Source organism: Comamonas sp. A23, assembly GCF_004522605.1.
Classification (GTDB): Bacteria; Pseudomonadota; Gammaproteobacteria; order Burkholderiales; family Burkholderiaceae_C; genus Comamonas; species Comamonas thiooxydans.
Genome location: NZ_RSDT01000001.1, coordinates 85014 through 110155 on the forward strand (window position 1 = coordinate 85014; position 25142 = coordinate 110155).

A 25142-nucleotide genomic window follows, 5' to 3' on the forward strand; every position below is an offset into this window, starting at 1 on the left:
GCCAGGGCTGCCCGCAGCAATGCCGAACTGCGCTTTTTGCTGGTCAACGATAGCCGTTTGCTCGTTCCTTACCGTCAAGCATGTCTGTGGCTGGATGACGGCGGGGTAACGGCCCTATCCGGCGTGGTAGAGACCGATAGAAATACGCCTTATGCCCAATGGCTGCACGGGGTATGCCAGTTTCTCCAGACACAGCAACCCATTCAGGTTCGGCGCATTGAACCGGCTCAGCTTCCACCCGAGTTGGCAAGCTCATGGAGCGAATGGTTGGGGCCCTATGCGGTATGGGTGCCTCTGCTGCAAGATGGTCAAAAGCCTGTTCCTGAAGGCGGACTGCTTCTTTCGGGGGCACAGGCAATTGAAGAGCAGCGCTTTCCGCTTCTCGCCGAATGGGGGCATATCTGGTTTCATGCCTATTCTGCATTGCAGGCAAGCCAGCCCAGGTTCTGGCGAAAACCTGCGGCATCGAGAGTCAACGCCAAAAGCTGGTGGCAAAAAAAAACTACCTGGATCCTGGGCGGACTTTTTGTGCTTGGCGCCGTTCCTGTGCACATGAGCGTGCTTGCTCCTGGTGAGCTCGTTGCCGCGCAGCCTGTAGTTCTCAGGGCTCCATTGGACGGTGTCATTGATCAGATCCACGTCCAGCCCAATCAAATGGTACGCAAAGGCGAGAGCTTGTTTGGACTGGATGAGGCGCAGATCAGCAGTCGGCTGGAGGTTGCCCGGCAAGCTCTGCTGACCGCTGAAGCCGAATATCGACAATCTGCCCAACTGGCCTTGGGCGACGCTCGCTCCAAGGCTCAGCTTGCAGCGCTTGTCGGGCGCATAGGCGAGAAGCGTGCCGAGGTGCAGTATCTGAGTGACCAGCGTGATCGCAGTCGGGTGCTGGCACCTGAAGATGGCATGGTTTTGTTTGACTCTCCCACCGAATGGCTTGGCAAACCTGTACAGACCGGTGAGCGGGTGATGCGTATTGCCCGGTCTGATGAAGTGGAAATCGAGGCCTGGGTTCCTATCGGTGATGCCATTCCATTGGCCCAGGGCGCCACAGTGAAGCTGTATCTGGCAGCGAATCCCATGGCAGGGCTGGAGGGCAAGCTACGGTATATGGCGTATGACGCCAATGCCAGGCCAGATGGCAGCTACGCCTATCGAGTGCGTGCATCCATGTCGCTCGCCAAGGAGGAGGCTCGTATCGGCCTCAAAGGTACCGCCAAGCTGCAAGGTGATTGGGTACCGTTGGTCTACTGGGTTCTGCGCAAGCCCTGGGCCGTCCTGCGCCAGTTCATTGCCTGGTAAGTCCCATGAGTACCGCATGGCCTGCTTTACGTGAAGAACTGGACTTGCTTCCCGGTCCTGTGTTGCCCGATGGTCAGCCGAGCTGGACCCTGCATGATCCCGTGCGCAACCTTTTCTTTCAGCTGGACTGGGCCAGCTTTGAGGTGTTCAAGCGCTGGCATCTGGGCGTCGCTGACGCGATTGTGCAAGATGTCTGTGCTCAAACGACATTGACGCTCCATGAGGAAGACGTGAATGCGCTCTTGCAGTTTGCGCAGCGAAATGATCTGTTGGAGCCGCCTCCCAATAGCGCCGATGCGCTGGCTGAGAGGTGGCAGGGCAGACGCTCAAGCTGGATGCAATGGCTTCTTCATAACTACCTCTTTTTTCGGGTCCCGCTGATCAAGCCTGATCGCTGGCTGACACGGTGGGCCCCTTCGCTGGAGTTTCTATTCAGTCGAACGTTTGGCTGGATCAGCTTGCTGGCTCTGTTTGCTGGACTGTGGGGTGTTTCACGCTCCTGGGGAACGTTCACGGCCACCCTGGTTGATTCGCTGACTTGGCAAGGACTGCTGGCCTATGGTTTGACGCTAGGGTTTGTCAAGGTGCTTCATGAACTGGGGCATGGTTTGATGGCTAAGCGATTTGGATGCCGCGTTCCGACCATGGGTATCGCCTTCCTGGTGCTTTGGCCGGTTGCATACACCGATACCAACGAGGTCTGGAAATTGACCCGGCGCGATCAGCGCCTCAAGGTCGCGGGTGCTGGCATCGCAACGGAGCTGATGATTGCCGCATGGGCCTTGCTGGCGTGGGTCTGGTTACCTGAAGGGACCCCCAAGTCCATGGCCTTTTTGCTGGCCAATACGACATGGGTCAGCACGCTGGTCATCAATGCAAGTCCGTTCATGCGTTTTGATGGATATTTTCTGTTGTCCGATTTTCTACAGATGCCCAATCTGCACTCACGTGCCTTTGCGCTGGCACGCTGGGATCTCAGAGAGAAATTATTCAAGCTCGGTGAACCTCCCCCGGAGTCTTTTACCGTTGCCAAACGTCGCGGGCTTATCTTGTTTGCCTGGGCTACCTGGATTTATCGATTGGTTCTTTTTTTGGGTATTGCCGCCTTGGTGTATCACTTTTTCATAAAGGCGCTGGGCATCTTGCTGTTTCTGGTGGAGATTGTGTGGTTCATTGCCAAGCCTCTCTGGTCCGAGATTGCCGCATGGCATTTGCGCTGGCCTCAGATCGTCCGTAGTCGAAGAGCACGTTGGAGTGCCATCGTCGCCTTTGTGCTTGTTGCACTTTGCTGGCTGCCCCTGCCTGCCCCAATCCGCACCGAGGGTATGTTGCAATCCAGCGAGATATGGCCTTTGCATGCGCTTGATGCATCGCAGCTGCAGCAGCAAATGCTTGGCGACGCACGCATGGTCGAGGTTGATGCTCCAGTCTTTATGCTGGACTCCCCGGCTCTCAAGGCCGCTCAGGCTCAGAACGATGCGCAGAGGACCCAGTATTCTCAGCAAATAGCGGCAGCAGGTTTCGACTCGGAGCTGCGCAGGGATTGGCAGGTTCTGCAAGAGCGTCAGCTGCAGGCGGCCACTCAACAGCAGGCGGTGGAAACCGAAGCCAGTCGCTACCGGCTGAATGCCTCGGGCGCTGGAGTGCTGCGCGACGTGGATCCGGATCTTCGACCGGGAGACTGGCTGGCCCGGAATGAATTGCTGGGTAGGGTCGTGGGCAGCGATCGACTGGAGGTTCTTGCCTATGTGCAGGAAGAAGATGTGCAACGCATCGGCATCGGCGACAGCGCAATTTTTATCGCTGACGCTGGTGTGGGGCCGGTACTGGATTTGACGGTGCGCAGCGTTGATCAGGATGCGAGTCGCACGCTCTCGGAAGCTGCGCTGTCTGCGGCAGCTGGCGGAATGATCCAGGTCCGAAGCATGCAAGGCACCCTATACCCGGAGCGTCCGGTCTACAGAGTGGTGCTGGATGTGGTGACACCGCTTGAAACGGACGCAGTCTTGCAACACCGTTGGCGTGGCAAAGTCAGCATTCGCGGCCAGTGGGAAGCGGCTGCGGCGCAGTTTGTGAAAACTGCGACGAGTGTCTTTTGGAGGGAGGCAGGTTTTTAGCCTCAATGAATGACTGCAATGGACGGTGATTCAACCGGTCGATGCATCCGCCCAGCAGCAGTCTGCGGCCGTATTCCTTGATCGCGCGGAACTTCGCGGAACGAAATCGGGTGGCTTGCCGATCCTTCCTGCCGCAGCAAAGAACAGCGAGGGTCGCTGTCAGCGCAAGCCTGCATGGGCGCCCAGCGTGCGCACGCGCTCTATCCAGGCGGCGCGCTTGGCAGCACTGGACTTGACCACCGGGCCGAAACTGTGCACCTGCACGGGCCGGATGCCGCTGAACTCCAGGATGCTCTGCTTCATTTGCCGGTGACCTGGTTGGCGTTGTATCCAGCGGTAGTACCAAGGAGGGAAATCCATTGTCACAAGCAGTTCAGCAGTGCGGCCGGCCAGCAGGCGGTCCCACAATGCAGAGTTGGCCCGGTATTTGAAGGCGAAGCCTGGCAGGAAGATGCGATCCAGAAAGCCCTTGAGCAGGGCCGGTAGTCCGCCCCACCATATCGGATAGACCCACACCAGGTGTTGCGCCCAGGTAATGTCGAGCTGAGCGCCTTGCAGGTCGGCCTCCAGCGGCTGGCTATGCTCGTATCCGTGGCGCAGGATGGGGTCGAATTGCATTTCACCCAGCTCCAACAGTCGGACCTCGGCTCCAGCATGGTGCGCGGCATCGGCATAGGTGCTCGCCAAGGCGGCACATAGACTGTTGGTGGAGGGCTGGCCGAGGATGATGAGGATGCGACGGGACATGGCGATAGAGGCGGGCTGAGTTCGTAAGCAGCCAGCATCACCTTGTCCTTGGGGGCAGAGTCAAGCCCTACAACGTCAAATGGAGAGTGGCTCTGGTGAATGGCATGTCTTTGCACCGTCGCATGTGCTCAGCTCCATGGACAATGCAGCCAGGGCGGTGTCGGCAGCTTGCAGCCGCGCCAGTTCGTCGGCAATGGCGCGTCGCCGGGTCTGGAGCAGGGTCTGGATGGCGGCAGCGCCGGAGGGAGTGTCGATGCTGCGTAGCGGCTGTAGCGCAGCCAGGCGAAAACCCAGAGACAGCGCCTGGCGGATCCACTGCACGCGCTGCACATCTTCCAGGTCGTAGTGGCGGTAGCTGCCCCGGCGTGCCACGGTGCCGAGCAAGCCGTGCGCCTCATACAGGCGTAGCGCTTTGGGCGTGCAGCCTGTGAGTGCGGCGAGTTCACCGATACGCATAGGTGACTCCCGTGCGCTTGGCAGTATGTATCTTTCTTGCTGAAAGTGCTGTTGGCTCAGGGTGCATGAATGCTTGGAGTCGTTTGAATGTGTTGAGGGAGTTGTTGACCCATGAATTTCGAGTGGTCGTGACAAGGGGTTCACGGCCATAGGCCTTGTCAGGAGCCATCGTGCGAATTTACGGCAATCCCATGGCGCGACTGCAGCAAATTTCGGCGCGGCCCTGGCACTCGACAATCGTCAGGGTTGTCGGCTTGTCCAGTGCATGTCGGAAATCCTCTGCTAACGGCTTTTCTCTGGTGAGCAATGCCTTGCTGCCGCTCCTTTATCTGCTCATATTGACTGGGCTCGCTGCAGCAAGCATTGAGGGCGACTATTGGATGCCTCTTGCTAGGCAGAGCAGGGTGGTTTCAAGCTTCCATCGCATACCTTAGCCCTGGGAAGGCCTGGAGGGCGCGAGCAGCCAGGGTGCGCAGCTGGTAAAATCAGTCGATTAACCTGTTTTGGGCCGTGTCAATGCTTGTTGATGACTCGGGCTTTTAATCCGTTGGTCGCGAGCTTGAATCTCGTGGAACCAGCCAGATACAGGCGCTACAGCTATAGAAGCGGTAGCGCCTTTTTCGTTTACCAGTTTTTCATCGTGCGTGTGGCTGACTCGAACAACAGAGTCGAGTCTGCTGATTTGGCCGTTGAAATAAAATTTCTGCTTGGCGCGTAGACGCTGCGCTGCTGGAAAAATCAAATGAAATCAATCGACTCCGTTAGCCCCACGCAAACCGCAATCCCCAAGGTGGGCTTTGTTTCGCTGGGCTGCCCCAAGGCCTTGACTGATAGCGAGCTGATTCTCACGCAGCTCAGCGCCGAGGGCTACCAGACTTCCAAGACCTTTGAAGGCGCGGATTTGGTCATCGTCAACACCTGCGGCTTCATTGACGATGCCGTCAAGGAAAGCCTGGACACCATTGGCGAAGCTCTGGCAGCCAACGGCAAGGTTATCGTGACCGGTTGCCTGGGTGCCAAGGCAGGCAAAGAGGGCGGCTCCACCATGGTGGCCGAAGTGCACCCCAGTGTGCTGGCAGTCACGGGACCCCATGCGACGCAGGAAGTGATGGATGCGGTGCACACCCACCTGCCCAAGCCGCATGACCCGTTCGTGGACCTGGTGCCGGGCAGCTTTGGCGATGCTGGCATCAAGCTCACGCCCAAGCACTATGCCTATCTGAAGATTTCCGAGGGCTGCAACCATCGCTGCACCTTTTGCATCATTCCCAGCATGCGTGGCGATCTGGTTTCGCGTCCGATCGGCGATGTGCTCAAGGAGGCCAAGGCGTTGTTCGAAGGGGGCGTGAAAGAGCTGTTGGTGATCAGCCAGGATACCTCGGCCTATGGTGTGGATGTGAAGTACCGCACCGGTTTCTGGGACGGCAAGCCCGTCAAGACCCGCATGCTGGAGCTGGCCGACGAGCTGGGCAAGCTGGCGCAGCAGCACGGTGCCTGGGTGCGTCTGCACTATGTCTACCCCTATCCCACCGTGGATGCGGTCCTGCCCTTGATGGCCGAGGGCAAGATCCTGCCTTACCTGGATGTGCCCTTGCAGCACAGCCACCCCGATGTGCTCAAGCGCATGAAGCGACCCGCATCGGGCGAAAAGAACCTGGACCGTATCCGCGAGTGGCGCAAGATCTGCCCCGAGCTGGTGATTCGTTCCACCTTCATTGCCGGCTTCCCCGGCGAGACTGAAGAAGAGTTCGAGCATCTGCTGGACTTCATTCGCGAAGCCGAGATCGACCGTGCCGGCTGCTTTGCCTACAGCCCCGTCGAAGGCGCCACCGCCAACGAACTTCCCGGCATGCTGCCCGAAGAGGTGCGCGAAGCACGTCGTGCGCGTTTCATGGAGGTGGCCGAAGAGGTCTCCACCAAGCGTCTGCAGCGCCGCGTGGGCCAGGTCATGAAGGTGTTGGTGGACAAGGCGGTCAGCCTGGGCAAAAAGGGCGGTATGGGCCGGACCTATGCCGATGCTCCCGAGATCGACGGTGTGGTTCACATCCAGCCGCCCGAGAAGGCCAGCAAGACCTACAAGGTGGGCGAGCTGATCAGCGTGCGCATCGTGGGCACGCAGGGGCATGATCTGGTGGGCGTTCCGGTTTGAATTTTCATGGCGTCACTCACTGTGCGGCGCCATTTCAATCCAGTAGGGACAAAAAGGCCGCGACTGCGGCCTTTTTTGCATCAGATCTCTTGGCCTCTTGGTTGCCGCTCTTGTCTGCCAATGGCCTGCGGGAGATCCTGATGCAATGAAGGGTTCAGATTCGGTTCTGATCGGGACGGCATCGCCTCCGGGGTCGATTTGAGATCCAGGACACGACGTCAGCACGAAACACTTTTCCTGGGCAACGCGCCGCAGCATTGTGTTGTTCATGTAAGGAATTGCCTTTCTCGGAAGACAGCCTCTTGTCTGTAAGAGGTTTCCATCGAAAGGTGACGAGCCTGATCTCGGCACTGTATCCACAGTTAGGGCTGCTTGGTTCCCCACCTGACCCGGTTGGCTGCTTCCCCATGCGAGGAGGCCCGTCACATTCGATTATAGATGCAAAACCGACACAGTCCCACGAGCTGTGAAATGAGATTCCAGGAGCAGGCTTGTTGGCATGTCCCGGCCCCGTAGAATCAGAGGCTATGTCTTATTTAGTGCTTGCTCGCAAATACCGGCCTCGTACCTTCACCGAAATGGTGGGGCAGGAGCACGTGGTTCAGGCTCTGACCAATGCGTTGACCCAGCAGCGCCTGCACCATGCCTATCTGTTCACGGGCACACGTGGCGTGGGCAAGACCACGGTGTCGCGCATTCTGGCCAAGTCCCTGAATTGCCAGGGCCTGGACGGTAACGGTGGAATCACCGCAACCCCTTGCGGGGTTTGTGCAGCATGCACTGAAATCGATAGCGGTCGTTTCCCCGACTACACCGAACTGGACGCTGCGTCCAACCGGGGTGTGGATGAGGTGCAGAGCTTGCTGGAGCAGGCGGTGTACAAGCCGGTGCAGGGGCGCTTCAAGGTCTTCATGATCGACGAGGTGCACATGCTGACAAACACCGCGTTCAACGCCATGCTCAAGACGCTGGAGGAGCCTCCGGAGTATCTGAAGTTCGTGCTGGCCACAACCGATCCTCAAAAAGTGCCGGTCACTGTGCTCTCGCGCTGCCTGCAGTTCAATCTGCGCCCGATGGCGCCTGAGACGGTTCTGGAGCACCTGACCCATGTGCTGGACAAGGAAAGCGTGCCGGCAGAGCCTCAGGCGCTGCGATTGCTGTCGCGTGCTGCGCGTGGCTCCATGCGCGATGCGCTGAGCCTGACCGACCAGGCGATTGCCTTTGGCAGCGGGCAGTTACAGGAGACGACGGTGCGCCAGATGCTGGGCAGCGTGGATCGCAGCCATGTCTTTCGCCTGATCGATGCCTTGGCGCAGGGTCATGGGCGTACGGTGGTTGAAGTCTCCGAAGAGCTGCGCCACAACGGTCTGTCTGCGGCATCGACACTGGAGGAAATGTGCGCCGTGCTGCAGCGCATGGCCGTGTTGCAGGCCGTACCCGATATGCCGCTGGATGCCAGCGACCCGGAGGCTGCCGAAGTAGACCGACTGGCCAGTCTGATGCCGCGCGACGAGACTCAGCTGCTCTACAGCATCTGCCTGCACGGCCGTGCCGAACTGGGGCTGGCCCCGGATGAATATGCGGCGCTGACCATGGCGCTGCTGCGGCTGCTGGCCTTCAAGCCGGAAAACGCCGAAGCCGGCATGGCTGAAAAAAAAACTCCGGCGTTGAGGCCTAGCCGGCCTGTTGTCCAAGCTCCGGATCCGATTCAGCAGCCTCCGGCTTCAACGCCAGCGGCGATGGAGGCGCCACCGGCCAAGGTTCAGTCCATGCAGCCGGTGGTGGAATCCGCACTGGAGTCCGCACCGGTGCAGGAGCCTGCGTCAGTGGCCGGCATGGCCGAGCCAGGACACATTCAAGTTGTTGCCGATCGCTCGGATTCAGCAGAGTATTCCGTCGCAAGGCCGGTGATGCAGGCAGTGCCGGAGTCGACCCGCTTGCCTGCTCCTGCAGTGACGCCTGAGCCTGCTGCGGTTCGGCAGAACCTGCCTGCTGAGGATCAGGAGGCCGTCGCCGAGGCAGACCAGAGGCCTGTCGACGATGCCTCCGAGAGTGCAGAGGGCAGCGATATGGCTGATGCTCCCGAAGAGCAGGATGCCAGCGAGGCAGCCTGGGCAGGCATGCCCGATGAGGGCTGGTCTGACGATGGGCGCTGGGGCGATGATGCCGACCTGGATATCGGACAGCCCCCGCATGTCATGCCGCCCATGGAGTCTGACGAGCCGGCGGCCCAGAGCGCAAGCGGCGGCTATGTCAGCACGGCCCAGGATGCAGCCCCTGTGGAGCGAACAGCCGAGGGCGATCTGTGGTTTGGCGTGGTGCAGCAGTTGCTGCAGAGCGAAGCCGTGGTGGCCGTGGCGCGGCAGCTGGCGCTGCAGTCTCAACTTCTGGGTCGTGACGGCGATCTGTGGCGGCTGCGCGTGGAGTCCAACTCGCTCAATCAGGCTGGCACACGTGATCGTCTGCGTGCTGCGCTGGAAGCAGCCGGTCATGCGCGACAATTGCAGGTTGAGCAGGGGCCGGTGACGGATAGTCCTGCCCGCCGACTGGCCCTGGAAAGAAAAGCCAGCCAGTTGCTGGCCGAGGACATTGTCAAAAGCAATCTGCAGGTGCAAACCTTGATGCGAGACTTTGGCGCGAAAATCGTGCCCGGTAGCATCAAGCCCATATCTATTCAGCCTGAATAAGGCGTTTCAACAAAAGAAGGAATTCTCATGTTCAACAAAGGACAACTCGCCGGTTTGATGAAGCAAGCTCAGGCCATGCAGGACAACCTGAAGAAGGCTCAGGAGGAGCTGGGCAATATCGAAGTCGAAGGCGAATCCGGTGCCGGTCTGGTCAAGGTCGTGATGACCTGCAAGCATGACGTCAAGCGCATCACCATCGACCCCAGTCTGCTGGCCGAAGACAAGGACATGCTGGAAGACCTGGTGGCTGCTGCCTTCAACGCGGCTGTGCGCAAGGCCGAAGAGACCTCCAACGAGAAGATGGGCAAGATCACTGCCGGTATGCCCGGCCTGCCCGGCGGGATGAAGTTCCCGTTTTAAGCGGCTCCCCCCTGTGCGGCGAAGCCGCTTCCCCCTGAGGGGGACGGCAGCCTCGCTGCGCGGCGGCGCTTGCTTGCTGCCTCTGGCTTGGGACATGCCAGCGTTGAGTGCAGTGTGCGAAATCCTGCATTCAAATATCAGGCGATCTCCGGGTCGCCTTTTTTCTGGTGACTGAAAGGACAAGCCTGTGTCTGATGTGCAATCTCTGGACGCCTTGATCGAGGCCTTGCGCCGACTGCCGGGTGTGGGCATCAAGTCGGCGCAGCGTATGGCGTTTCATTTGCTGCAGCGTGATCAGGCAGGTGCGCTGCAGCTGGCGCGGGCGCTGGACTCGGCGGTGAACTCTGTTCATCACTGCGAGCGCTGCCATACGTTTACCGAAGGCGCTATCTGCAGCATCTGTGATGACGCCGGGCGCGACGGGGCTCGGCTGTGCGTGGTCGAGGCTCCGGCCGATCTGGCTGCGATGGAACGCACGGGGGCCTATCAGGGCTATTACTATGTGCTGATGGGGCGGCTGTCCCCGCTCGACGGGGTGGGCCCCAAGGAAATCGGCATGAAGCAGTTGCTGGAGCGTGCCTGTGATGGCGTGGTGCAGGAGGTGATTCTGGCCACCAGCTTCACGGCAGAGGGCGAGGCCACGGCCCATGCTGTCAGCGAGGCGCTCAAGTCGCGTGGCATTCTGGTCACGCGGCTGGCGCGTGGCGTGCCGATAGGCAGCGAACTTGAATATGTGGATCTCGGCACGATTGCCCATGCGCTGGTGGACAGGCGCTGAAAATATCGCTTGAATTGGCTGCCAGCGCTTTTATATCAGGCGTGTGCTGCTATTGATTTCTTTGAATGAGCAGAGATAAAAAAAGCCCGCCGGTTTTTACGAACAGCGGGCTTTTTGGCGGGCGGCGAAGCTTATTTGCGCTTCTTGGCTGGTGTGCCGCCACGTGCCTTGGGTTCGCTCTTGCCGCCACGGGGAGCGGGCGCGCTGCTGGTTCTGGCGTTCTTGCTGGAGGCTGCCACCTTGCTGCCGCCATGGGTGTTGCGGGCTGACTCGCGTGGGCTGTCGTTGGCTTCGGCACGTGCGCTGCGGGCCGCGCGGCTGGGCAGGTAGGCAATCAGCGACTGGCCGGGGCGCAAGGATGCCGTGGACTTGAGGTCGTTCCAGTCCGCGAGGTTGGAGACGCTGATGCCATAGCGGCTGGCCACGCTGACGAGCGTATCGCGCTTGCGCGCTTTGACCGTGGTGCGCACGGTCACGATTTCGGGGGCGAAGGAGATCTGACCGTTGTCGGCCACATGGCCGGGCACATCGGTCTTGACATTGGCATCGCGCGGCACCATCAGAGCCGATCCGGCCTTGATCAGCATGCGCGGCGGGATGTTGTTGATGGCGCGCAGATCAGCTTCGCCCAGGCCTGCGCGCTGGGCGGCTTCGGCCACGGTGATGGTGGTGGGCACGGTCCATACCGTCCAGCTGGCAAACTGGCCTTCGCTATAGGCCTGCAGATTGCGGCGGAAAACCTTGGCATTGTCCCAGGGCAGCAGCACCTGCGGTGTGGCGCGTGCAAAGATCACCGGTTTGTGAAAGCTGGGGTTGAGCGCCTTGAAGTCCTTGACGCTGACATCGGCCAGCTTGGCCACCAGCTCAACGTCGATGTCGTGCGGCAGATCCACGGCCTGGAAATAGGGGTGGTTCTCGATGATGGGAAGTTCGGTGTTGAACTTCTCGGGTTCAGCCACGATGTTCTTGACGGCTTGCAGCTTGGGCACGTAGTTGCGGGTTTCGGCCGGCATCTGCAGGTCGAGGTAGCCTGCGGGCTGGCCCAGCTTTTCATTGCGCTTGATGGCGCGGCCCACGCTACCCTCGCCCCAGTTATAGGCGGCCAGGGCCAGATGCCAGTCGCCGAACATGTTGTAGAGCTTTTGCAGATAGTCGAGCGCGGCGCGTGTCGAGGCCAGCACATCGCGGCGATCGTCGCGGAAGACATTCTGCTTGAGGTCGAAATAGGTGCCGGTAGCAGGCATGAACTGCCACATGCCGGCGGCCTTGGCGCTGGAGACGGCCTGCGGGTTGAAGGCGCTTTCGATGAAGGGCAACAGCGCCAGCTCTGTCGGCATATTGCGGCGCTCCAGTTCCTCGACGATGTGGAACAGATACTTGCTCGATCGCTCCGTCATGCGCTGGATATAGTCGGGGCGCGTGGCATACCACTGCTCCTGGTTCTGGACCAGATCCTGCTCAAGATTGGGCATGGCAAAGCCCTTGCGGATACGTACCCAGAGGTCGCCCGTGGCTTCAAGCTCAGCGACTTCGGAGCTGCCGACTTTGCCCTGGCCCAGGGGTTTGAGCGGGCCATTGGGATACATGGGGTCGACGCTGCTGGTGGTGGCGCAGCCGGTCAATATCAGTGCGCTTGTCAGCAGCAGGGTGGATAGCAGCTTCATCAGAAAACGTTTTTCCATTGGCGCAGGGTGGCCAGCACGCTGGCGGGCTCCTCGGGCCTGGTTTGAGGATCATGGTGCATGGCGGCTGCGATCACATCGGCAGCGCGGCTTCGCATGAACGGGTTGACGGCCAGCTCGGTCTGCAATGTGGAGGGCAGCGTGGGCTGCCCGTTCTTGCGCAGTTGCTGGCAATATTCCAGATACTGAGCCAGTTCCGGGTTGTTTGGTTCCACGGCCTGCGCAAATCGCAGGTTGGAAATTGTGTACTCATGTGCGCAGCACACCAGCGTGTTGCCGGGCAGGGCGGCCAGTGCGTCCAGCGAAGCCTGCATCTGCGCTGCCGTGCCTTCGAAAAGGCGACCGCAGCCGCCCGAGAACAGCGTGTCGCCGCAGAACAGCAGGGGCTGGTCTTGTGCCAGGGTGCTGAAGAAGGCGATATGGCCGCTGGTATGCCCCGGCACATCGATGACCTGCCAGGGGCCGCCCAGCAGCTCCACGTGGTCGCCCCCCTGCACGCGCGTCACGGGCTCGGGCAGGGGCTCGTAGGCGGGGCCCCAGACCGGAGCACCCGTGGCCGCGCGAATGGCGTCCACGCCGCCCACATGGTCGGCATGATGGTGGGTGACTAAAATGCCCTGCAGTTTCAGACCTCGCTGTGCCAAGGTGGCCAGCACAGGCTCGGCCTGACCCGGATCGACGACCACGGCATGTTCTGCATCGTGGAGCATCCAGATGTAGTTGTCGGAAAAAGCGGGAATGGGCAACAGGTTCATGAGCTGCAAAATTATAGAGATGCATCACTGGACGGATTCAGCCCTCGGGCACTATCTCCTGGAATGGGAGCAGCAGCGCTTTGACGAGGCGGTGGCCGATATCTTTGGCTACCACGCCTTGCAGCTGGGCTTGCCGCAGCTGCAAGGCCTGCGCGGCAATCGCATGCCTCATCGCTGGCTGGCGCTGGAGGGCCTCGATCCCGTTCCGGATGCAAAAGCAGGCACTGTAGCGCAAGCGAAGGCGACCGCAGTGTCGCCGCCGCTGCCGTCCGTTGATGAAGCACAGAATTTTGCCCCGCTGATGCCGGCGCTCAGGACCGCCCCGGAAGCCCTGCCTTTTGCCGAGGCCAGCCTCGACCTGCTGCTGATGCCGCATACGCTGGAGGCTTCCAATGATCCGCATGCCGCGCTGCGCGAGGCTGCGCGCGTGCTGGTGCCGGAAGGCAGGCTGGTGATCAGCGGGCTGAACCCCTCCAGTCTGCTGGGTTTGCAGCGCCGTGTGGAGCGCAGTGCGGGTTATTTGCCGGACCTGAGCCTGGGTGTGGGCTACTGGCGTTTGCGCGATTGGCTGCGATTGCTGAGCTTCGAGATCGAAGCAGTGCAATTTGGCTGTTATCGTCCTGCCACTCAAAGTGAAAAGTGGCTGAGCCGCTGGCAGTTCATGGAAGGCCTGGGCCACCGCTGCTGGCCGGTGATGGGGGGCGTCTATTGCGTGGTGGCCGTCAAGCGTGTGCAGGGCATGCGGCTGATGAGCCCGAGCTGGCGCAAGAGCAGCGTGCCGGCCGGCATGAAGGCGCCCGTGACCCAGAGGCAGCCGCCGGACATGTCCTGGCGTAACAAGGAAGAAAATTGAATCAAGTTGTGATCTATACCGATGGTGCCTGCAAGGGCAATCCCGGCCCTGGCGGCTGGGGCGCATTGCTGCAGGCCGGATCGGCGCAGAAAGAACTCTTCGGTGGTGAACTGGGAACCACCAATAACCGCATGGAACTCAAGGCCGTGATCGAGGCGCTGTCCGCGCTCAAGCGTCCCTGCGATGTGGTGTTGTATCTGGACAGCCAGTACGTGCGCAAAGGCATTACCGAGTGGATACAGGGTTGGAAGGCCAAGGGCTGGGTTACCGCTTCCAAGGAACCCGTCAAGAATGTCGAACTCTGGAAGCAGCTGGACGCGCTGGTGCAGGGCAGCGGCCACCGCATCGACTGGCGCTGGGTTAAGGGCCATGCCGGAGACCCTGGCAATGAGCGCGCCGATGCGCTGGCCAACAAGGGTGTGGAGCTGGCACTTAAGAAGGGCTGAGCCAGGAGCCGGGGCAGATGCGCTGGCTCAGTTCGTGATTTGTGCCAGCGCTTCTTGGATCTGTTGCTCGGATTCGGGGCGCACGATGCGCGCCACTTCCTTGCCGTCAAGCAGAAAAATCAGCGTGGGCCAGAGCTTGACGCGATAGCTGCGGCCCAGCGGCCGGCCGGGACCGTCTTCCACCTTGATGTGCGCTACTTCCGGCTGGGCAGCCAGCGCAGCCTGCAACAGCTGCTGGGCGCGCTGGCAGTGGCCGCACCAGGGGGTGCCGAATTCCAGCAAATTCGCGCCCTTGAGCGCATCGATGGCCTGCCTTGTGGGTTCTGTAGCCCAGTGGGTGGCTTGGTATGGCATGAAATATTTCCCAGAATGGATCGAGGGTCTAAGCACAGACGGCAAGTCTGTCTTCAGATCAGGCCCTGCAGCAGCAGAATGTTGATGGATTCTCCGGGCAGGACATCGCCGCGCGCATCGTCCAGCACGATGATGCAGTCGGCTGCGACCATGGAGCTGAGCACGCCCGAGCCTTGCGGTCCCGTGGTGCGTACTGTGGCCTGGCCCTTCGCATCGAGTTCGAGCACGCCGCGCAGATATTCGGTGCGGCCCGGGCGTTTGCGCAGGCGCTCGCTGCTGATCGCCTGCAGCAATGGCGCGGGGGCGCCTCGTTCGCCTGCCAGCATGGCCAGGGCCGGGCGCACAAACATCAGAAAGCTCACCATGGCGGCCACCGGGTTGCCTGGCAGTCCCAGCAGCACAGCCGGGCGCTGTGTGGGCGGTGGACTGCTCTGATTTTGGGAGCCGCTTGCGCTTGTCTTGATCGGGATGCCTGCCGATCTGGTTAAGGAGATTCCACCGGCGGGAGCGAGCAGGCCCACCGCCAGCGGCCGACCGGGACGCATGGCCACCCGCCAGAACTGCACGGTGCCCAGACGCTGCAGCATCGCGCGGGTGTGATCGGCCTCACCGGCGCTGATGCCGCCACTGGTCAGCACCACATCGGCCAGGGTGGCTGCTTCGCGCAGGCGCTCTTCCAGTGCGGCCGGTTCATCGGGCACTGCTCCCAGGTCCAGCACATGGGCTCCCAGACGGCGCAGCAGCGCCTGCAGGCTGAAGCGGTTGCTGTCGTAGATGGCTCCCTCGCGCGGCTCGGCGCCTGGGCTCAGCAGCTCGTCGCCGGTGGAGAAGTAAGCCACGCTGAGGCGGCGTCGCACGCTGACCTGGCCCAGTCCCAGACTGGCCAGCAGGCCAAGGGCGGCTGGTGTGAGACGCTGGCCGGCCTGCAGCGCCACGGAGCCTTGCTCCAGGTCTTCGCCGCGCAGGCGACGATTGGCGCCCGCACGCAGGGCAAGGCCGTCAAACTGAATGTACTCCTTGCCAGCGCTGGCCTGCTCATGGGCTACCACCGTGTCCGCACCCACCGGCATGACTGCACCCGTCATGATCTTCACGCATTGGCCCACGCCAAGCCGGCCTTGCCAAGGCCCTCCTGCCAGAGCAGTCCCCACCACACGCAGCATCAGAGGCTGGCCGGGCTGCACTTGCTCCAGCTCGCGGCCAGCAAAGGCATAGCCGTCCATGGCGCTGTTGTCATGGGGCGGCACGTTGACGGGGCAGATCACATCGGCTGCCAGCACACGATCGAGAGCATCGGGCAGGGCGACGGTTTCCACCTCGGCGACCGCACCCAGCGGCTGCAGCAAGGCTTGCAGCTGTTGCAGCACCTGGTCAGTGGTCAGCGTCTGGGCGCTGGTGGAAGCGGCGGGTTGAAAAGTCGCAGTCATAACAGCAAAAAAATAAGAAACCTCATGACAGGATGCGGCCATGGGGTTGCGTGGCACTTTACGCTTTTGGCTGGTGGTGCCGGTGACTCAGTATTGGCGTTCGGGGGCGATTTGCTCCAGATCAAGCAACTGGGCCAGCGTGTTGGCGTTGCTGAAGGCCTGTTCGTCCCCGGGGCGGTCAAATACGGCCTGGGCGCTGTGATGCTGGCTGGTCCAGGCGTCTATCTTGCGGCCACCACTGGTGATGAAGCGCTCAAGGCTGTAGGCGAGTCCGGCCCGCAACAGGCAGAACACGGGCTGGGGGCGCAGTTGCGGCGGCTGCCCCGGCTGGGCATGCTCGGTATCCCAGCCGTGAGCGATGACGATATCGGCATCGCCACGCGACGCCAGCATTCGCGCAGCCAGATCGAGGGGCAGCAGCGGCGTATCGCAGGGCACGCACAGCAGCCATGGCGTGCGGCAATGGGCGAGGCCGGCCATGAAGCCCGCCAACGGGCCGGGGTAGTCGGGCAGGCTGTCGGCGCAGACCTCGGCAGCCAGTGGCTGCCCCAGCTCGGCGTAAGCTGCTGTATTGCGATTGGCATTGATGAGCAAGGGGCCGACCTGCGGAGCCAGGCGCTGCAATGCATGCAGTGCCAGAGGCAAGCCTTGAAAGCTCTGCAGGCCCTTGTCCACACCGCCCATGCGCGCACCGCGTCCTCCGGCCAGCACGCAACCGGTGATCTGCTCGGGGGTGATGCGTGAGTCAGCCACCGATATAGCTCATCTCGATGCGCCGACCTTGCCGGACTGGCGCCACATCGGGGGGCATTTCGCTGCGCATTTGCGAGTAGCGATCGTCGCGCTGTTGCCAGATGGGGGCAATGGCGGCTGCAATCTCGGCATCGCTGGCACCGGTGCGCAGCAGGCTGCGCAAGTCCCAACCCTGGCTGGCGAACAGGCACAGATAGAGCTGGCCCTCGGTGGACAGGCGTGCACGGTTGCAGTCGCCGCAGAAAGCGTGGGTCACACTGCTGATGACGCCCACCTCGCCCAGCTGCGGATCATGTCGGCCGCTGGCGTCGGCATAGCCCCAGCGCACGGCGGTCTCGCCAGGGGCGCTGGGTGCCAGCGGGATCAGCGGCAGCTCGGCGCGCAGACGGGCTATGACCTCGTCCGAAGGCAGCACCTCGTCCATGCGCCAGCCGTTGGTGGCTCCCACATCCATGTATTCGATGAATCGCAGCGTGATTCCCGTGCCACGGAAGTAGCGGGCCATGGGCAGGATCTGGTCGTCATTGGTGCCGCGCTTGACCACCATATTCACCTTGATGTGCGACAGGCCTGCGGTCTGTGCAGCCTCGATGCCGGCCAGCACATCGGTCACGGGAAAGTCCACATCGTTCATGCGCCGGAACACGGTGTCGTCCAGTCCGTCGAGGCTGACGGTCACGCGGTTCAGGCCGGCTTCCTTCAGGGCGCGGGCCTTGCGCGCCAGCAGCGAGGCGTTGGTGGTCAGTGTCAGGTCCAGCGGCTGGCCGTCGGGCGTGCGCAGCTCGGCCAGCTGGGCAATCAGGGCTTCGATGTTCTTGCGCAGCAGTGGCTCGCCGCCGGTCAGGCGCAGCTTGCGTACGCCATGGGCGACAAAAAGCCTGGCCAGGCGCGTAATTTCCTCGAAGCTCAACAGCGAGCTGTGGGGCAGATATTGGTAGTTCTTGTCAAAAACTTCCTTGGGCATGCAGTAGTTGCAGCGGAAGTTGCAGCGGTCGGTGACGCTGATGCGCAGGTCGCGCAAAGGCCGTCCCCATTGATCCTGCAGCAGCCCGGTAGGGGCCTGCAGGGGGCTGGGGACGATTGCGCTGCGCGATGCCGCACGCTCATCGACCAAGGGGATCACACGTTCTGCCATAGGCTCGATTGTGCCGCAAGAGCGAAGTCCGGGCCGGCTGCGGGCTTGTTGTGGGCTATCAAAATTGATAGCTGGTGGTGCTTGATGGTATTGTGGATCAGTCTTTTGTAGTGGTTTCCACGGGTTGCTGAGAGAGCGGCTTCCAGCCCTTGAACTCGGGGTAGAACTCGGCCACGCCGGGGCCGTTGAAGTCCCAGCCCAGGCACTGACCCAGATGGCGTGGCGGCAGGCCCGAGCCATTGGGGCCGAACTGGTTGAGCACGGTGTGAAAAGCGGGCGTTGCCATATTGAACAGCAGCTCGCGCAGATGCGTGCAGCCCACTACCCCGCCCAGATTGTCGGCAATGGCACGGCGCCAGCCGCGGGCTATGCAGCAGCCCACCATCTTCTGCATGGACTTTGTGGCCTGGGGGCAGTGGCCCAGGGGGTGGTCGTCCATGGCGGCCTCTATGCCGTGGACCACCATGTCGGCATCGATGGTCAGGCGGATCCACATATGGTGAATCGGCTTGCCCGCTGGCACTTTGCGGTGGCCATGAAGCTCGATGTCATAGGTTTTCTGGTCGATCAGCTCGGCTTCCACGTCCCACATGCCGTCATCACGGGCATAGCCCCGGTATTTGACGTCGCGCATATTGATGGGGACTGGCTTGCGGCTGGCACTGGGAGACAGGGGCATGGGGTATCCGTTGTTATGGCGGGCGACAACGACGGCATGTCGGAACTCGGCTGGGTCGCCCGCGATGATCTTGAGCCGGGTCTGGTGCATCAGACCCGATTTCATTATCAAAGAGATAGCAGGCTTGTCCAGCACCAGGCGGACAGCGGGGCGGGGGGCAACCCCGAGCCAGGCCGAAAGCGCCTAGCTGCTCGTGGGGATTTGCCCGGTGAGTGCTGCGGCCTTGAGTGCGGCCAGGTCGAGAACTTCCAGCTTGCCGCGCCGCAGTTGCAGCCAGCCGGCCTGCTGCAACTCCTGCAGGATCTGGTTGGTGGTCTGGCGTGACAGGCCGAGCATGCGTGCGATCTGCTCCTGGGAGACGGCCAGCTCGCGGTGAGTGCGCATGCGGTCGGCCCATTGCTCGTGGCCCATGGCCATTTGCACCAGACGGCACATCACGCGCTGCGGTGCAGGTAGCACGGTCTGCTCCTCCAGCGCGATCAGGCTGGCACGCAGCTTGTGGGTCAGCAGCAGGGCCATGTGGCGCCAGCAATGCGGGTTGGCATCCAGCCATTCGCGCAGCGGCGGTATAGGGATATGCAGCAGGGCGCAGGCGGTGTTGGCGCAGGCGTCGTGGGTGCGGGGCTCGCCATCGAAGAGGGCGATCTCACCCAGCCAGCTCGGCGGCTCGATCAGGGTCAGCAAGGCTGTGCGGGTGTTTTCCTGAAGCGCTGCTGTGCCGGAGATGCTGAGCGAGCCCCTGGCCACCGCATACAGGCCGCAGGGGGCATCGCCACGGCGAAACAGCCATTCGCCGGCGGCCAGCAGCCTTGGCTGGGCCAGTTGCTGCATCTGGGCGGTCAATTCCGGCGGCAGCGAGCGGAACCAGCGGCCGGCCTGCACGATGGCCCAGAGGTCATTGGAGTTGACATGCTCGAAGCTGCCGCGCTTGCGTGCAGTGGGCACTGAGGCCAGTGCAGGCCTGGGTGAGGGGTTTAGCGCTTGTGTCGGTGGCATGACAGACGGCAAGGTTGATGCTGCGCCACCATGCTCTGTCAAGCGACCAGGAGATACAGCGATGAAAACCCTAATCGATCAACTGTCCAACTACGCCGACTACCACCGCGACCCGCGCAATATCGTCACGCACTACATCGGTGTGCCCATGATCATGCAGGCGGTGGTGATTCTGCTGGCCAGGCTGCAATGGGGAGCGCTTGGCGGCATGCCGATCTCGCTGGCCCTGCTGGCAGCGGTTGCTGCAGCAGTGTATTACTGGCGGCTCGACGGGCGCTACGGCCTGTTCATGAGCGTGTTGCTGGCCGCCATGCTGGCGCTGGCGGCTCCTGTCGCCGCGCAGCCCATGGGGAGCTGGCTGGCCTGGGGGCTGGGCCTGTTTGTGCTGGGCTGGGTGATCCAGTTCATCGGTCACTACTGGGAAGGACGCAAGCCCGCTTTTCTTGACGATGTGATGGGTCTGCTGATAGGCCCGCTGTTTGTGGCGGCCGAGCTGGGTTTTGCTCTGGGTCTGCGCAAGGAGGTGCAGGCGGCGGTGGAGCAGCGCAGCGGTCCCGTGCGTCGCCGGCATCCGGTGAGCGCCTGAAATGCTCTTGTTCTGAGAGCTGAAACCGCTTTATGAGTATTGGTTTTGGTGGGTTTTCATGGCTGCAGCGGGCGAGGCTGCCCGGCGGGAATACACGACTGCACGCGCATCTTTCAGACATGTAATGCCAGCGTTAGGGTCATGCGCCTAAAATCGCGGGCTGACCCTCAGGTGCCGATGCTTTGTCGGCTCTGGCGGGCTTTTTGTATTACTTCTCCCAACCATCATGTCTCTGAACAATGTGACCCCCGGCTCCAAGACGCCTGAAGTCTTCAACGTCGTCATCGAAATCTCGGCCAACTCGGCTCCCGTGAAGTACGAAGTGGACAAGGAATCCGGCTGCCTGTTCGTGGATCGTTTCCTGGGCACTGCCATGCACTACCCCGTGAACTACGGCTATGTGCCCCAGACCCTGTCTGGCGACGGCGACCCCGTGGATGTGCTGGTGATGACTCCCTTCCCCCTGCCCAGCGGCGTGGTGGTGCCCTGCCGTGCCATCGGCATTCTGGAGATGGAAGACGAGTCCGGCGTCGACGGCAAGGTTCTGGCCGTTCCCACACAGAAGCTGCTGCCTTCCTACGACAAGATCAACCACCTCAGCGACATCCATGAGCTGACCCTGCAGCAGATCGCTCACTTCTTCGAGCACTACAAGGATCTGGAAAAGGGCAAGTGGGTCAAGGTTCTGGGCTGGAAGGGCGTGGACGCGGCACACAAGGAAATCGTGGACGGTATCGCCAACTACAAGGGCTGATCCAAACTAGTAAAGGGTCTCTAACCTTTACTTGCAGAGAAGCCTCGCGATCTGCATCTATACAATTTGAAACGCACCCGGTGGACATCGCTTGGTGCGTTTTTTATTGCCTGTATCGATATATACGAGGGGGTGCGCATGAGTTGGAAGATTTCGGACTGGCGCGTGGGGACCAAGTTGGGCATCAGCTTTACGGCGCTGGTGCTGTTGTCTGCATTGCTTGGTCTGGTGGCCTGGCTGCAGCTGTCCAGCATTCATGCAGCGGGCCGCGAGGTTTCCGAAGTGGCGCTGCCCAGCGTTTACAACGCAGCCTCCATGCGCTCCGAGTACAACCGGCTGCGCCGCCACGAGGCAGGCATTGCCACGGCACGCACCCTGGTCGAGATCGAAGGCTACGAGCAGCAGATCCAGCAGCGCCTGAAAACCATTGCCGAGCAGGAGAAAGTGGTCAACGAGCTGATTGCCAGCCAGCCGCTGCGCGAGGCCTACGAGGGCTATCAGGCCAACAAGGCGAATTTCCTGAAGCTGCACGAGCAGTTGCTGGCGCGAGCACGCGATGGCGACTACAACACCGTGGACAGCCAGGCAGGCATGGCCGACGAGCTGGGGCTGTTCTTTGCCGGGTTGTCCGAACAGGCCTTCAGCCAGCTGGCGGAAAGCACGGGCAAGCTGATGACGCTGCAGCTCGAGAACGCGGCTCAGGCCCAGCAGGCCGAAAAGTCCAGTTTCGAGCTGGCCCGCTACTGGCTGCTCGGTACGCTGGCGCTGGTGGTGCTGTTTGCCGCCGTGGTCGGCATTGCGATGACACGTGCCATTACGGCTCCCGTGGCCACGGCAGTTGAGCTGGCGCAGGCCGTGGCTGCCGGCAGGCTGGGCATGGTGGTGAAGAACCAGCGCCGCGATGAAATGGGCTTGCTGCTCAATGCGCTGGAAGACATGCGTCGGCAACTGTCCTCCGTGGTCCAGGATGTGCGCGGCAATGCCCATGGCGTGGCCCTTGCGTCCAGCGAAATCGCTCAGGGCAATGCGGATCTTTCGGCTCGCACCGAAAGCCAGGCCAGCGCCCTGGAGGAAACGGCGGCCTCCATGGAGCAACTGGGCTCGACCGTGCGCCAGAACGCCGACAACGCCCAGACAGCCAATCAAATGGCAAAGAATGCCTCCGATGTCGCGGGTCGAGGCGGGGATGTGGTTGCCCAGGTGGTGGACACCATGAAGGGCATCAACGACAGCAGCCGCCAGATCGCCGACATCATCGGCGTCATCGACTCGATTGCCTTCCAGACCAATATCCTGGCCCTGAATGCGGCCGTGGAAGCCGCGCGTGCCGGCGAGCAAGGCCGTGGCTTTGCCGTGGTGGCGGGCGAGGTGCGCACGCTGGCCCAGCGCAGCGCCGAGGCGGCCAAGGAAATCAAGCAGCTCATCCATGCCAGCGTGGAGCGCGTGGAGCAAGGCTCGCAGCTGGTGGACAAGGCCGGTGACACCATGGCCGAAATCGTGACGGCCATAGGCCGCGTGACCGACATCATGGGCGAGATCAGCGCGGCCAGCCGCGAACAGAGCCAGGGCGTGGCCCAGGTGGGTGAAGCCGTCACCCAGATGGATCAGACCACGCAGCAGAATGCGGCCCTTGTGGAGCAGAGCGCGGCGGCCGCCGATTCTTTGCAGCGCCAGGCCAAGGCGCTGGTCGATTCGGTGGCGATTTTTCAGTTGGGGAATCAGGCACAGAGCTTTGCCGCTGCAGCGCTGAAAAATCGGGTCGAGCCGGTTGCAAAGGCCGGCATGAGCGCTGGCCCGCGGGCTGCGGCGTTAGCCGGTCAAGGCCCGGGCAAGGCTGTGCCTGCGCCGGTCAAAACGGCTCAGCCCGCTTTGAGCAATGACCAGGATTGGGAGCAGTTCTGAGGTCGAGGTATTGCCGGTTTCAACGACTTCCGTCTCAAAACCCCGATAGCGAATGCTGTCGGGGTTTTTTTACAAGCTTTCTTCAAACTGTCTTGATATTGATCAAGAAGAAGGGTGGCTTGATGCTTTTTCAAGGCTATGTAGGTTGCCATGGCATCGAGAATCTCTGTTGTCACTGATTGGTAACTTTCAGTAACTCAAGTGCGGCGTAAGTGACTGCCTACATGACTGTAGGCTCGTGAAGATAGGCAAGGAATATGAAACTGGAAACAATTGAAAACATATAAACCGGTATCAAGGACCATTCCATCTCTGGTATGTCATTCAGAGAGATATTTCCCGATCGAGCAGAAAATTGAATCCTTGCGCTTCGCGGGCATGGATTCAAAAGAAGTATTTATAAAAACAAATTGGTAATAGAGGGAGGTGCAATCAATGAAAAGCATCAAAATCTCCACGCGGATTCTCGGTACGTTCGGGGTTCTGGTCTTGCTGCTGGTCGTGGTGGTTGCCATGGCATTGCTGCAGCTGCGCTCCATGCGCTCCAGCGCCGAAACCATCACCGGCAATGCCCTGCCCAGTGTGGAAGTGATCAATACACTCAATACCGACCTGGCGCGTACCCGCTTGCTCGAGTTGCGGCATGTCAATAATGAGGAGCCCGGCTATATGGCTCAGGTGGAAGCTCAATTCGAGCAATTGCAGAAACACCTGGCGGAGGCAAAAAAGCTCTATGAACCTTTGATTGTCACTGCCGAGGAGCGCGAGCTCTACACGCAGTTCCTGCGCGAACGGGAGCGCTACGTCGAGTTGAACAAGCAACTGTTCGAAATTTCGCGTCGAGGCGATAAAGAGCAGGCCAAGCAACTGCTGGGAGGCGAATCTCTCAAGCTCTATGAACAGTCTTCGGCGACCCTGCAAAAGCTGATCAAGTTCAACAGTGATGTGGCAAGGGGCGAGACTCTGGCTTCGGAGAGGGTTTACGACCGGGCTGTGAGCATGCTTGCCTTGGCTGCCTTGATTGCGGTGCTGGTGGCTGCAGGGGCAGGCATCTGGTTGGTGCGTTCCATACGTGCGCCGCTGGAGCAGGCGGTGCAGGCTGCGGACCGTGTGGCCAATGGGGATCTGAGCGGCGTCATCCGCGTGGAGCGACAGGACGAAACAGGCCGCTTGCTCGGAGCCCTGGAGCGTATGCAAAGCAGTCTGGTGCAGACCGTGCGCTCGGTACGCCAGAACGCGGAAGGCGTGGCCTCGGCCAGTTCGCAGATTGCCTCGGGAAATGCTGATCTCTCCGGTCGCACCGAGGAGCAGGCCAGTGCGCTGGAGGAAACCGCCGCCTCCATGGAGCAGCTGGGCTCAACCGTGCGCCAGAACGCCGACAACGCCCGTGCCGCCAATCAGATGGCGGTGAATGCTTCCCAGGTGGCAGCGCAGGGCGGTGCCGTGGTGGCCGAAGTGGTGGAAACCATGAAGGGCATCAACAACAGCAGCCAGCAGATTGCCGACATCATCACCGTCATCGACTCCATCGCCTTCCAGACCAATATTCTGGCGCTGAATGCGGCCGTGGAAGCAGCGCGCGCCGGTGAGCAGGGCCGTGGTTTTGCCGTGGTGGCGGGCGAGGTGCGTACCCTGGCCCAGCGCAGTGCCGAGGCGGCCAAGGAAATCAAGGCCTTGATCAGCACCAGTGTGCAGCGGGTGGAGCAGGGCACGCAGCTGGTGGACAAGGCCGGTGCCACCATGGCCGACATTGTGTCGGCGATCAGCCGGGTGACGGATTTGATGGCCGAGATCAGTGCCGCCAGCCAGGAACAGAGCCAGGGTGTGGCCCAGGTTGGCGAGGCGGTGACGCAGATGGATCAGACGACGCAGCAAAACGCGGCGCTGGTGGAGGAAAGTGCTGCTGCCGCCGGTGCGCTGCGCAAGCAGGCGCAGGATCTGGTTCAGGCTGTGGCGGTCTTCCAGTTGCCTGCCAGTGCGCTTTATGACCAGGCACCCAAGGCTGCAGCCCGTTCTGCGTCGCCGGCTGTGGTCGCTGCTGCCGCCCCGGCGAGTCAGGCTCCTGTCCGTCGTGTGGCCGCCCGTCCTGCCCCCATGCCTGCAGCCCCGCGCTCTTTGATGGGGGGCGCTGTTGCTGGCGAATCCGCTACTGCCCGTAATGCGCAAAAGTCCTCGCTGGATGAGGGTGACTGGGAAACCTTCTGAATGTCTCCTGGAGTCTGAGCTT

General features: G+C 61.4%; 22 protein-coding genes and 1 other RNA gene. 12 read left to right on the top strand and 11 right to left on the bottom strand.

Annotated features, from left to right (window positions below):
- The first annotated feature begins 36 nt into the window (after nucleotides 1-36).
- Nucleotides 37-1299 carry an efflux RND transporter periplasmic adaptor subunit gene (locus tag EIC84_RS00440; protein ID WP_237704455.1) on the top strand — a complete coding sequence of 421 codons (1263 nt, stop codon included), beginning with the start codon at nucleotides 37-39 and terminating at the stop codon, nucleotides 1297-1299.
- A gap of 5 nt (nucleotides 1300-1304) precedes the next feature.
- Nucleotides 1305-3416, top strand: coding sequence for a site-2 protease family protein (locus EIC84_RS00445; protein WP_034362208.1), 2112 nt, complete (start codon nucleotides 1305-1307; stop codon nucleotides 3414-3416).
- Nucleotides 3417-3575: 159 nt separating this feature from the next.
- Here the strand turns inward: EIC84_RS00445 and EIC84_RS00450 are convergent, their stop codons facing one another.
- The gene (locus tag EIC84_RS00450) at nucleotides 3576-4163 is read right to left on the bottom strand and encodes an NAD(P)H-dependent oxidoreductase (protein WP_003066182.1); all 588 of its coding nucleotides are present in this window, start codon (nucleotides 4161-4163) and stop codon (nucleotides 3576-3578) included.
- A 75-nt stretch (nucleotides 4164-4238) separates the two neighbouring features.
- Nucleotides 4239-4619 (bottom strand): MerR family transcriptional regulator, encoded by a 381-nt coding sequence (locus tag EIC84_RS00455; RefSeq protein WP_003066185.1) that lies wholly within the window; start codon nucleotides 4617-4619, stop codon nucleotides 4239-4241.
- Nucleotides 4620-5361: 742 nt separating this feature from the next.
- Here EIC84_RS00455 and rimO point away from each other — a divergent pair.
- Nucleotides 5362-6768 carry a 30S ribosomal protein S12 methylthiotransferase RimO gene (gene rimO / locus EIC84_RS00460; RefSeq protein ID WP_003066187.1) on the top strand — a complete coding sequence of 469 codons (1407 nt, stop codon included), beginning with the start codon at nucleotides 5362-5364 and terminating at the stop codon, nucleotides 6766-6768.
- 328 nt (nucleotides 6769-7096) lie between these two features.
- On the opposite strand, the gene ffs is transcribed toward rimO, so the two are convergent.
- An RNA gene (gene ffs / locus EIC84_RS00465) (signal recognition particle sRNA small type) lies at nucleotides 7097-7192 on the bottom strand.
- Nucleotides 7193-7295: 103 nt separating this feature from the next.
- Between ffs and dnaX the strand changes: the two genes are divergently transcribed.
- From dnaX to recR, 3 genes are all read left to right on the top strand, one after another.
- A complete protein-coding gene (dnaX, locus tag EIC84_RS00470; protein ID WP_134737285.1) occupies nucleotides 7296-9455 on the top strand; it encodes a DNA polymerase III subunit gamma/tau in 2160 nt (719 codons plus the stop codon).
- Nucleotides 9456-9482: 27 nt separating this feature from the next.
- Nucleotides 9483-9815, top strand: coding sequence for a YbaB/EbfC family nucleoid-associated protein (locus EIC84_RS00475; RefSeq protein WP_003066189.1), 333 nt, complete (start codon nucleotides 9483-9485; stop codon nucleotides 9813-9815).
- 187 nt (nucleotides 9816-10002) lie between these two features.
- Complete coding sequence (gene recR, locus EIC84_RS00480; protein WP_003066191.1) at nucleotides 10003-10593, top strand: recombination mediator RecR; 591 nt, start codon at nucleotides 10003-10005, stop codon at nucleotides 10591-10593.
- 131 nt (nucleotides 10594-10724) lie between these two features.
- On the opposite strand, the gene EIC84_RS00485 is transcribed toward recR, so the two are convergent.
- Both EIC84_RS00485 and gloB read right to left on the bottom strand, forming a co-directional pair.
- Nucleotides 10725-12257: a transglycosylase SLT domain-containing protein gene (locus EIC84_RS00485; protein WP_003066193.1), complete on the bottom strand. Its 1533-nt coding sequence runs from the start codon at nucleotides 12255-12257 to the stop codon at nucleotides 10725-10727.
- Nucleotides 12257-13030 carry a hydroxyacylglutathione hydrolase gene (gene gloB, locus EIC84_RS00490; protein ID WP_003066195.1) on the bottom strand — a complete coding sequence of 258 codons (774 nt, stop codon included), beginning with the start codon at nucleotides 13028-13030 and terminating at the stop codon, nucleotides 12257-12259. Before gloB ends, EIC84_RS00485 begins: the two co-directional genes overlap by 1 nt.
- 19 nt (nucleotides 13031-13049) lie before the next feature.
- Between gloB and EIC84_RS00495 the strand changes: the two genes are divergently transcribed.
- Both EIC84_RS00495 and rnhA read left to right on the top strand, forming a co-directional pair.
- Entirely contained in the window at nucleotides 13050-13883 is an 834-nt protein-coding gene (locus tag EIC84_RS00495) for a class I SAM-dependent methyltransferase (protein WP_003066198.1), read from the top strand.
- Nucleotides 13880-14329 (top strand): ribonuclease HI, encoded by a 450-nt coding sequence (rnhA, locus tag EIC84_RS00500; protein WP_003066200.1) that lies wholly within the window; start codon nucleotides 13880-13882, stop codon nucleotides 14327-14329. The genes EIC84_RS00495 and rnhA overlap by 4 nt, the downstream gene beginning before the upstream one ends.
- A gap of 27 nt (nucleotides 14330-14356) precedes the next feature.
- Here the strand turns inward: rnhA and EIC84_RS00505 are convergent, their stop codons facing one another.
- From EIC84_RS00505 to EIC84_RS00530, 6 genes are all read right to left on the bottom strand, one after another.
- On the bottom strand, nucleotides 14357-14683 hold the full coding sequence (locus EIC84_RS00505; protein ID WP_003066202.1) for a thioredoxin family protein: 327 nt from the start codon (nucleotides 14681-14683) through the stop codon (nucleotides 14357-14359).
- 53 nt (nucleotides 14684-14736) lie between these two features.
- Nucleotides 14737-16110: a gephyrin-like molybdotransferase Glp gene (gene glp, locus EIC84_RS00510; RefSeq protein WP_003066203.1), complete on the bottom strand. Its 1374-nt coding sequence runs from the start codon at nucleotides 16108-16110 to the stop codon at nucleotides 14737-14739.
- An 87-nt stretch (nucleotides 16111-16197) separates the two neighbouring features.
- Entirely contained in the window at nucleotides 16198-16863 is a 666-nt protein-coding gene (mobA, locus tag EIC84_RS00515) for a molybdenum cofactor guanylyltransferase MobA (RefSeq protein ID WP_003066205.1), read from the bottom strand.
- Nucleotides 16856-17998 (bottom strand): GTP 3',8-cyclase MoaA, encoded by a 1143-nt coding sequence (moaA, locus tag EIC84_RS00520; RefSeq protein ID WP_003066207.1) that lies wholly within the window; start codon nucleotides 17996-17998, stop codon nucleotides 16856-16858. Before moaA ends, mobA begins: the two co-directional genes overlap by 8 nt.
- A gap of 97 nt (nucleotides 17999-18095) precedes the next feature.
- Nucleotides 18096-18677 (bottom strand): DUF2889 domain-containing protein, encoded by a 582-nt coding sequence (locus EIC84_RS00525; RefSeq protein ID WP_034362247.1) that lies wholly within the window; start codon nucleotides 18675-18677, stop codon nucleotides 18096-18098.
- A 183-nt stretch (nucleotides 18678-18860) separates the two neighbouring features.
- Nucleotides 18861-19673 (bottom strand): Crp/Fnr family transcriptional regulator, encoded by an 813-nt coding sequence (locus EIC84_RS00530; RefSeq protein WP_045839648.1) that lies wholly within the window; start codon nucleotides 19671-19673, stop codon nucleotides 18861-18863.
- A 61-nt stretch (nucleotides 19674-19734) separates the two neighbouring features.
- Here EIC84_RS00530 and EIC84_RS00535 point away from each other — a divergent pair, with 61 nt between their 5' ends.
- From EIC84_RS00535 to EIC84_RS00550, 4 genes are all read left to right on the top strand, one after another.
- Nucleotides 19735-20259, top strand: a complete 525-nt coding sequence (locus tag EIC84_RS00535; protein WP_003066213.1) for a DUF962 domain-containing protein — start codon at nucleotides 19735-19737, stop codon at nucleotides 20257-20259.
- A 226-nt stretch (nucleotides 20260-20485) separates the two neighbouring features.
- Nucleotides 20486-21013 carry an inorganic diphosphatase gene (gene ppa / locus EIC84_RS00540; protein WP_003056663.1) on the top strand — a complete coding sequence of 176 codons (528 nt, stop codon included), beginning with the start codon at nucleotides 20486-20488 and terminating at the stop codon, nucleotides 21011-21013.
- Between the two features lie 138 nt (nucleotides 21014-21151).
- Nucleotides 21152-22915, top strand: a complete 1764-nt coding sequence (locus EIC84_RS00545) for a methyl-accepting chemotaxis protein (protein WP_003066215.1) — start codon at nucleotides 21152-21154, stop codon at nucleotides 22913-22915.
- A 435-nt stretch (nucleotides 22916-23350) separates the two neighbouring features.
- The gene (locus tag EIC84_RS00550; protein WP_003066217.1) at nucleotides 23351-25120 is read left to right on the top strand and encodes a methyl-accepting chemotaxis protein; all 1770 of its coding nucleotides are present in this window, start codon (nucleotides 23351-23353) and stop codon (nucleotides 25118-25120) included.
- The last annotated feature ends 22 nt before the right edge of the window (nucleotides 25121-25142 follow it).

Coding starts and splice junctions, on each gene's coding strand:
- EIC84_RS00485 (WP_003066193.1), bottom strand. CDS start 12,257: ATGAAGCTGCTATCCACCCTGCTGCTGACAAGCGCACTGATATTGACC.
- EIC84_RS00535 (WP_003066213.1), top strand. CDS start 19,735: ATGAAAACCCTAATCGATCAACTGTCCAACTACGCCGACTACCACCGC.
- EIC84_RS00530 (WP_045839648.1), bottom strand. CDS start 19,673: ATGCCACCGACACAAGCGCTAAACCCCTCACCCAGGCCTGCACTGGCC.
- gloB (WP_003066195.1), bottom strand. CDS start 13,030: ATGAACCTGTTGCCCATTCCCGCTTTTTCCGACAACTACATCTGGATG.
- ppa (WP_003056663.1), top strand. CDS start 20,486: ATGTCTCTGAACAATGTGACCCCCGGCTCCAAGACGCCTGAAGTCTTC.
- EIC84_RS00450 (WP_003066182.1), bottom strand. CDS start 4,163: ATGTCCCGTCGCATCCTCATCATCCTCGGCCAGCCCTCCACCAACAGT.
- EIC84_RS00525 (WP_034362247.1), bottom strand. CDS start 18,677: ATGCCCCTGTCTCCCAGTGCCAGCCGCAAGCCAGTCCCCATCAATATG.
- EIC84_RS00550 (WP_003066217.1), top strand. CDS start 23,351: ATGAAAAGCATCAAAATCTCCACGCGGATTCTCGGTACGTTCGGGGTT.
- rimO (WP_003066187.1), top strand. CDS start 5,362: ATGAAATCAATCGACTCCGTTAGCCCCACGCAAACCGCAATCCCCAAG.
- EIC84_RS00475 (WP_003066189.1), top strand. CDS start 9,483: ATGTTCAACAAAGGACAACTCGCCGGTTTGATGAAGCAAGCTCAGGCC.
- moaA (WP_003066207.1), bottom strand. CDS start 17,998: ATGGCAGAACGTGTGATCCCCTTGGTCGATGAGCGTGCGGCATCGCGC.
- glp (WP_003066203.1), bottom strand. CDS start 16,110: ATGACTGCGACTTTTCAACCCGCCGCTTCCACCAGCGCCCAGACGCTG.
- EIC84_RS00455 (WP_003066185.1), bottom strand. CDS start 4,619: ATGCGTATCGGTGAACTCGCCGCACTCACAGGCTGCACGCCCAAAGCG.
- EIC84_RS00495 (WP_003066198.1), top strand. CDS start 13,050: ATGCATCACTGGACGGATTCAGCCCTCGGGCACTATCTCCTGGAATGG.
- dnaX (WP_134737285.1), top strand. CDS start 7,296: ATGTCTTATTTAGTGCTTGCTCGCAAATACCGGCCTCGTACCTTCACC.
- EIC84_RS00505 (WP_003066202.1), bottom strand. CDS start 14,683: ATGCCATACCAAGCCACCCACTGGGCTACAGAACCCACAAGGCAGGCC.
- EIC84_RS00545 (WP_003066215.1), top strand. CDS start 21,152: ATGAGTTGGAAGATTTCGGACTGGCGCGTGGGGACCAAGTTGGGCATC.
- EIC84_RS00445 (WP_034362208.1), top strand. CDS start 1,305: ATGAGTACCGCATGGCCTGCTTTACGTGAAGAACTGGACTTGCTTCCC.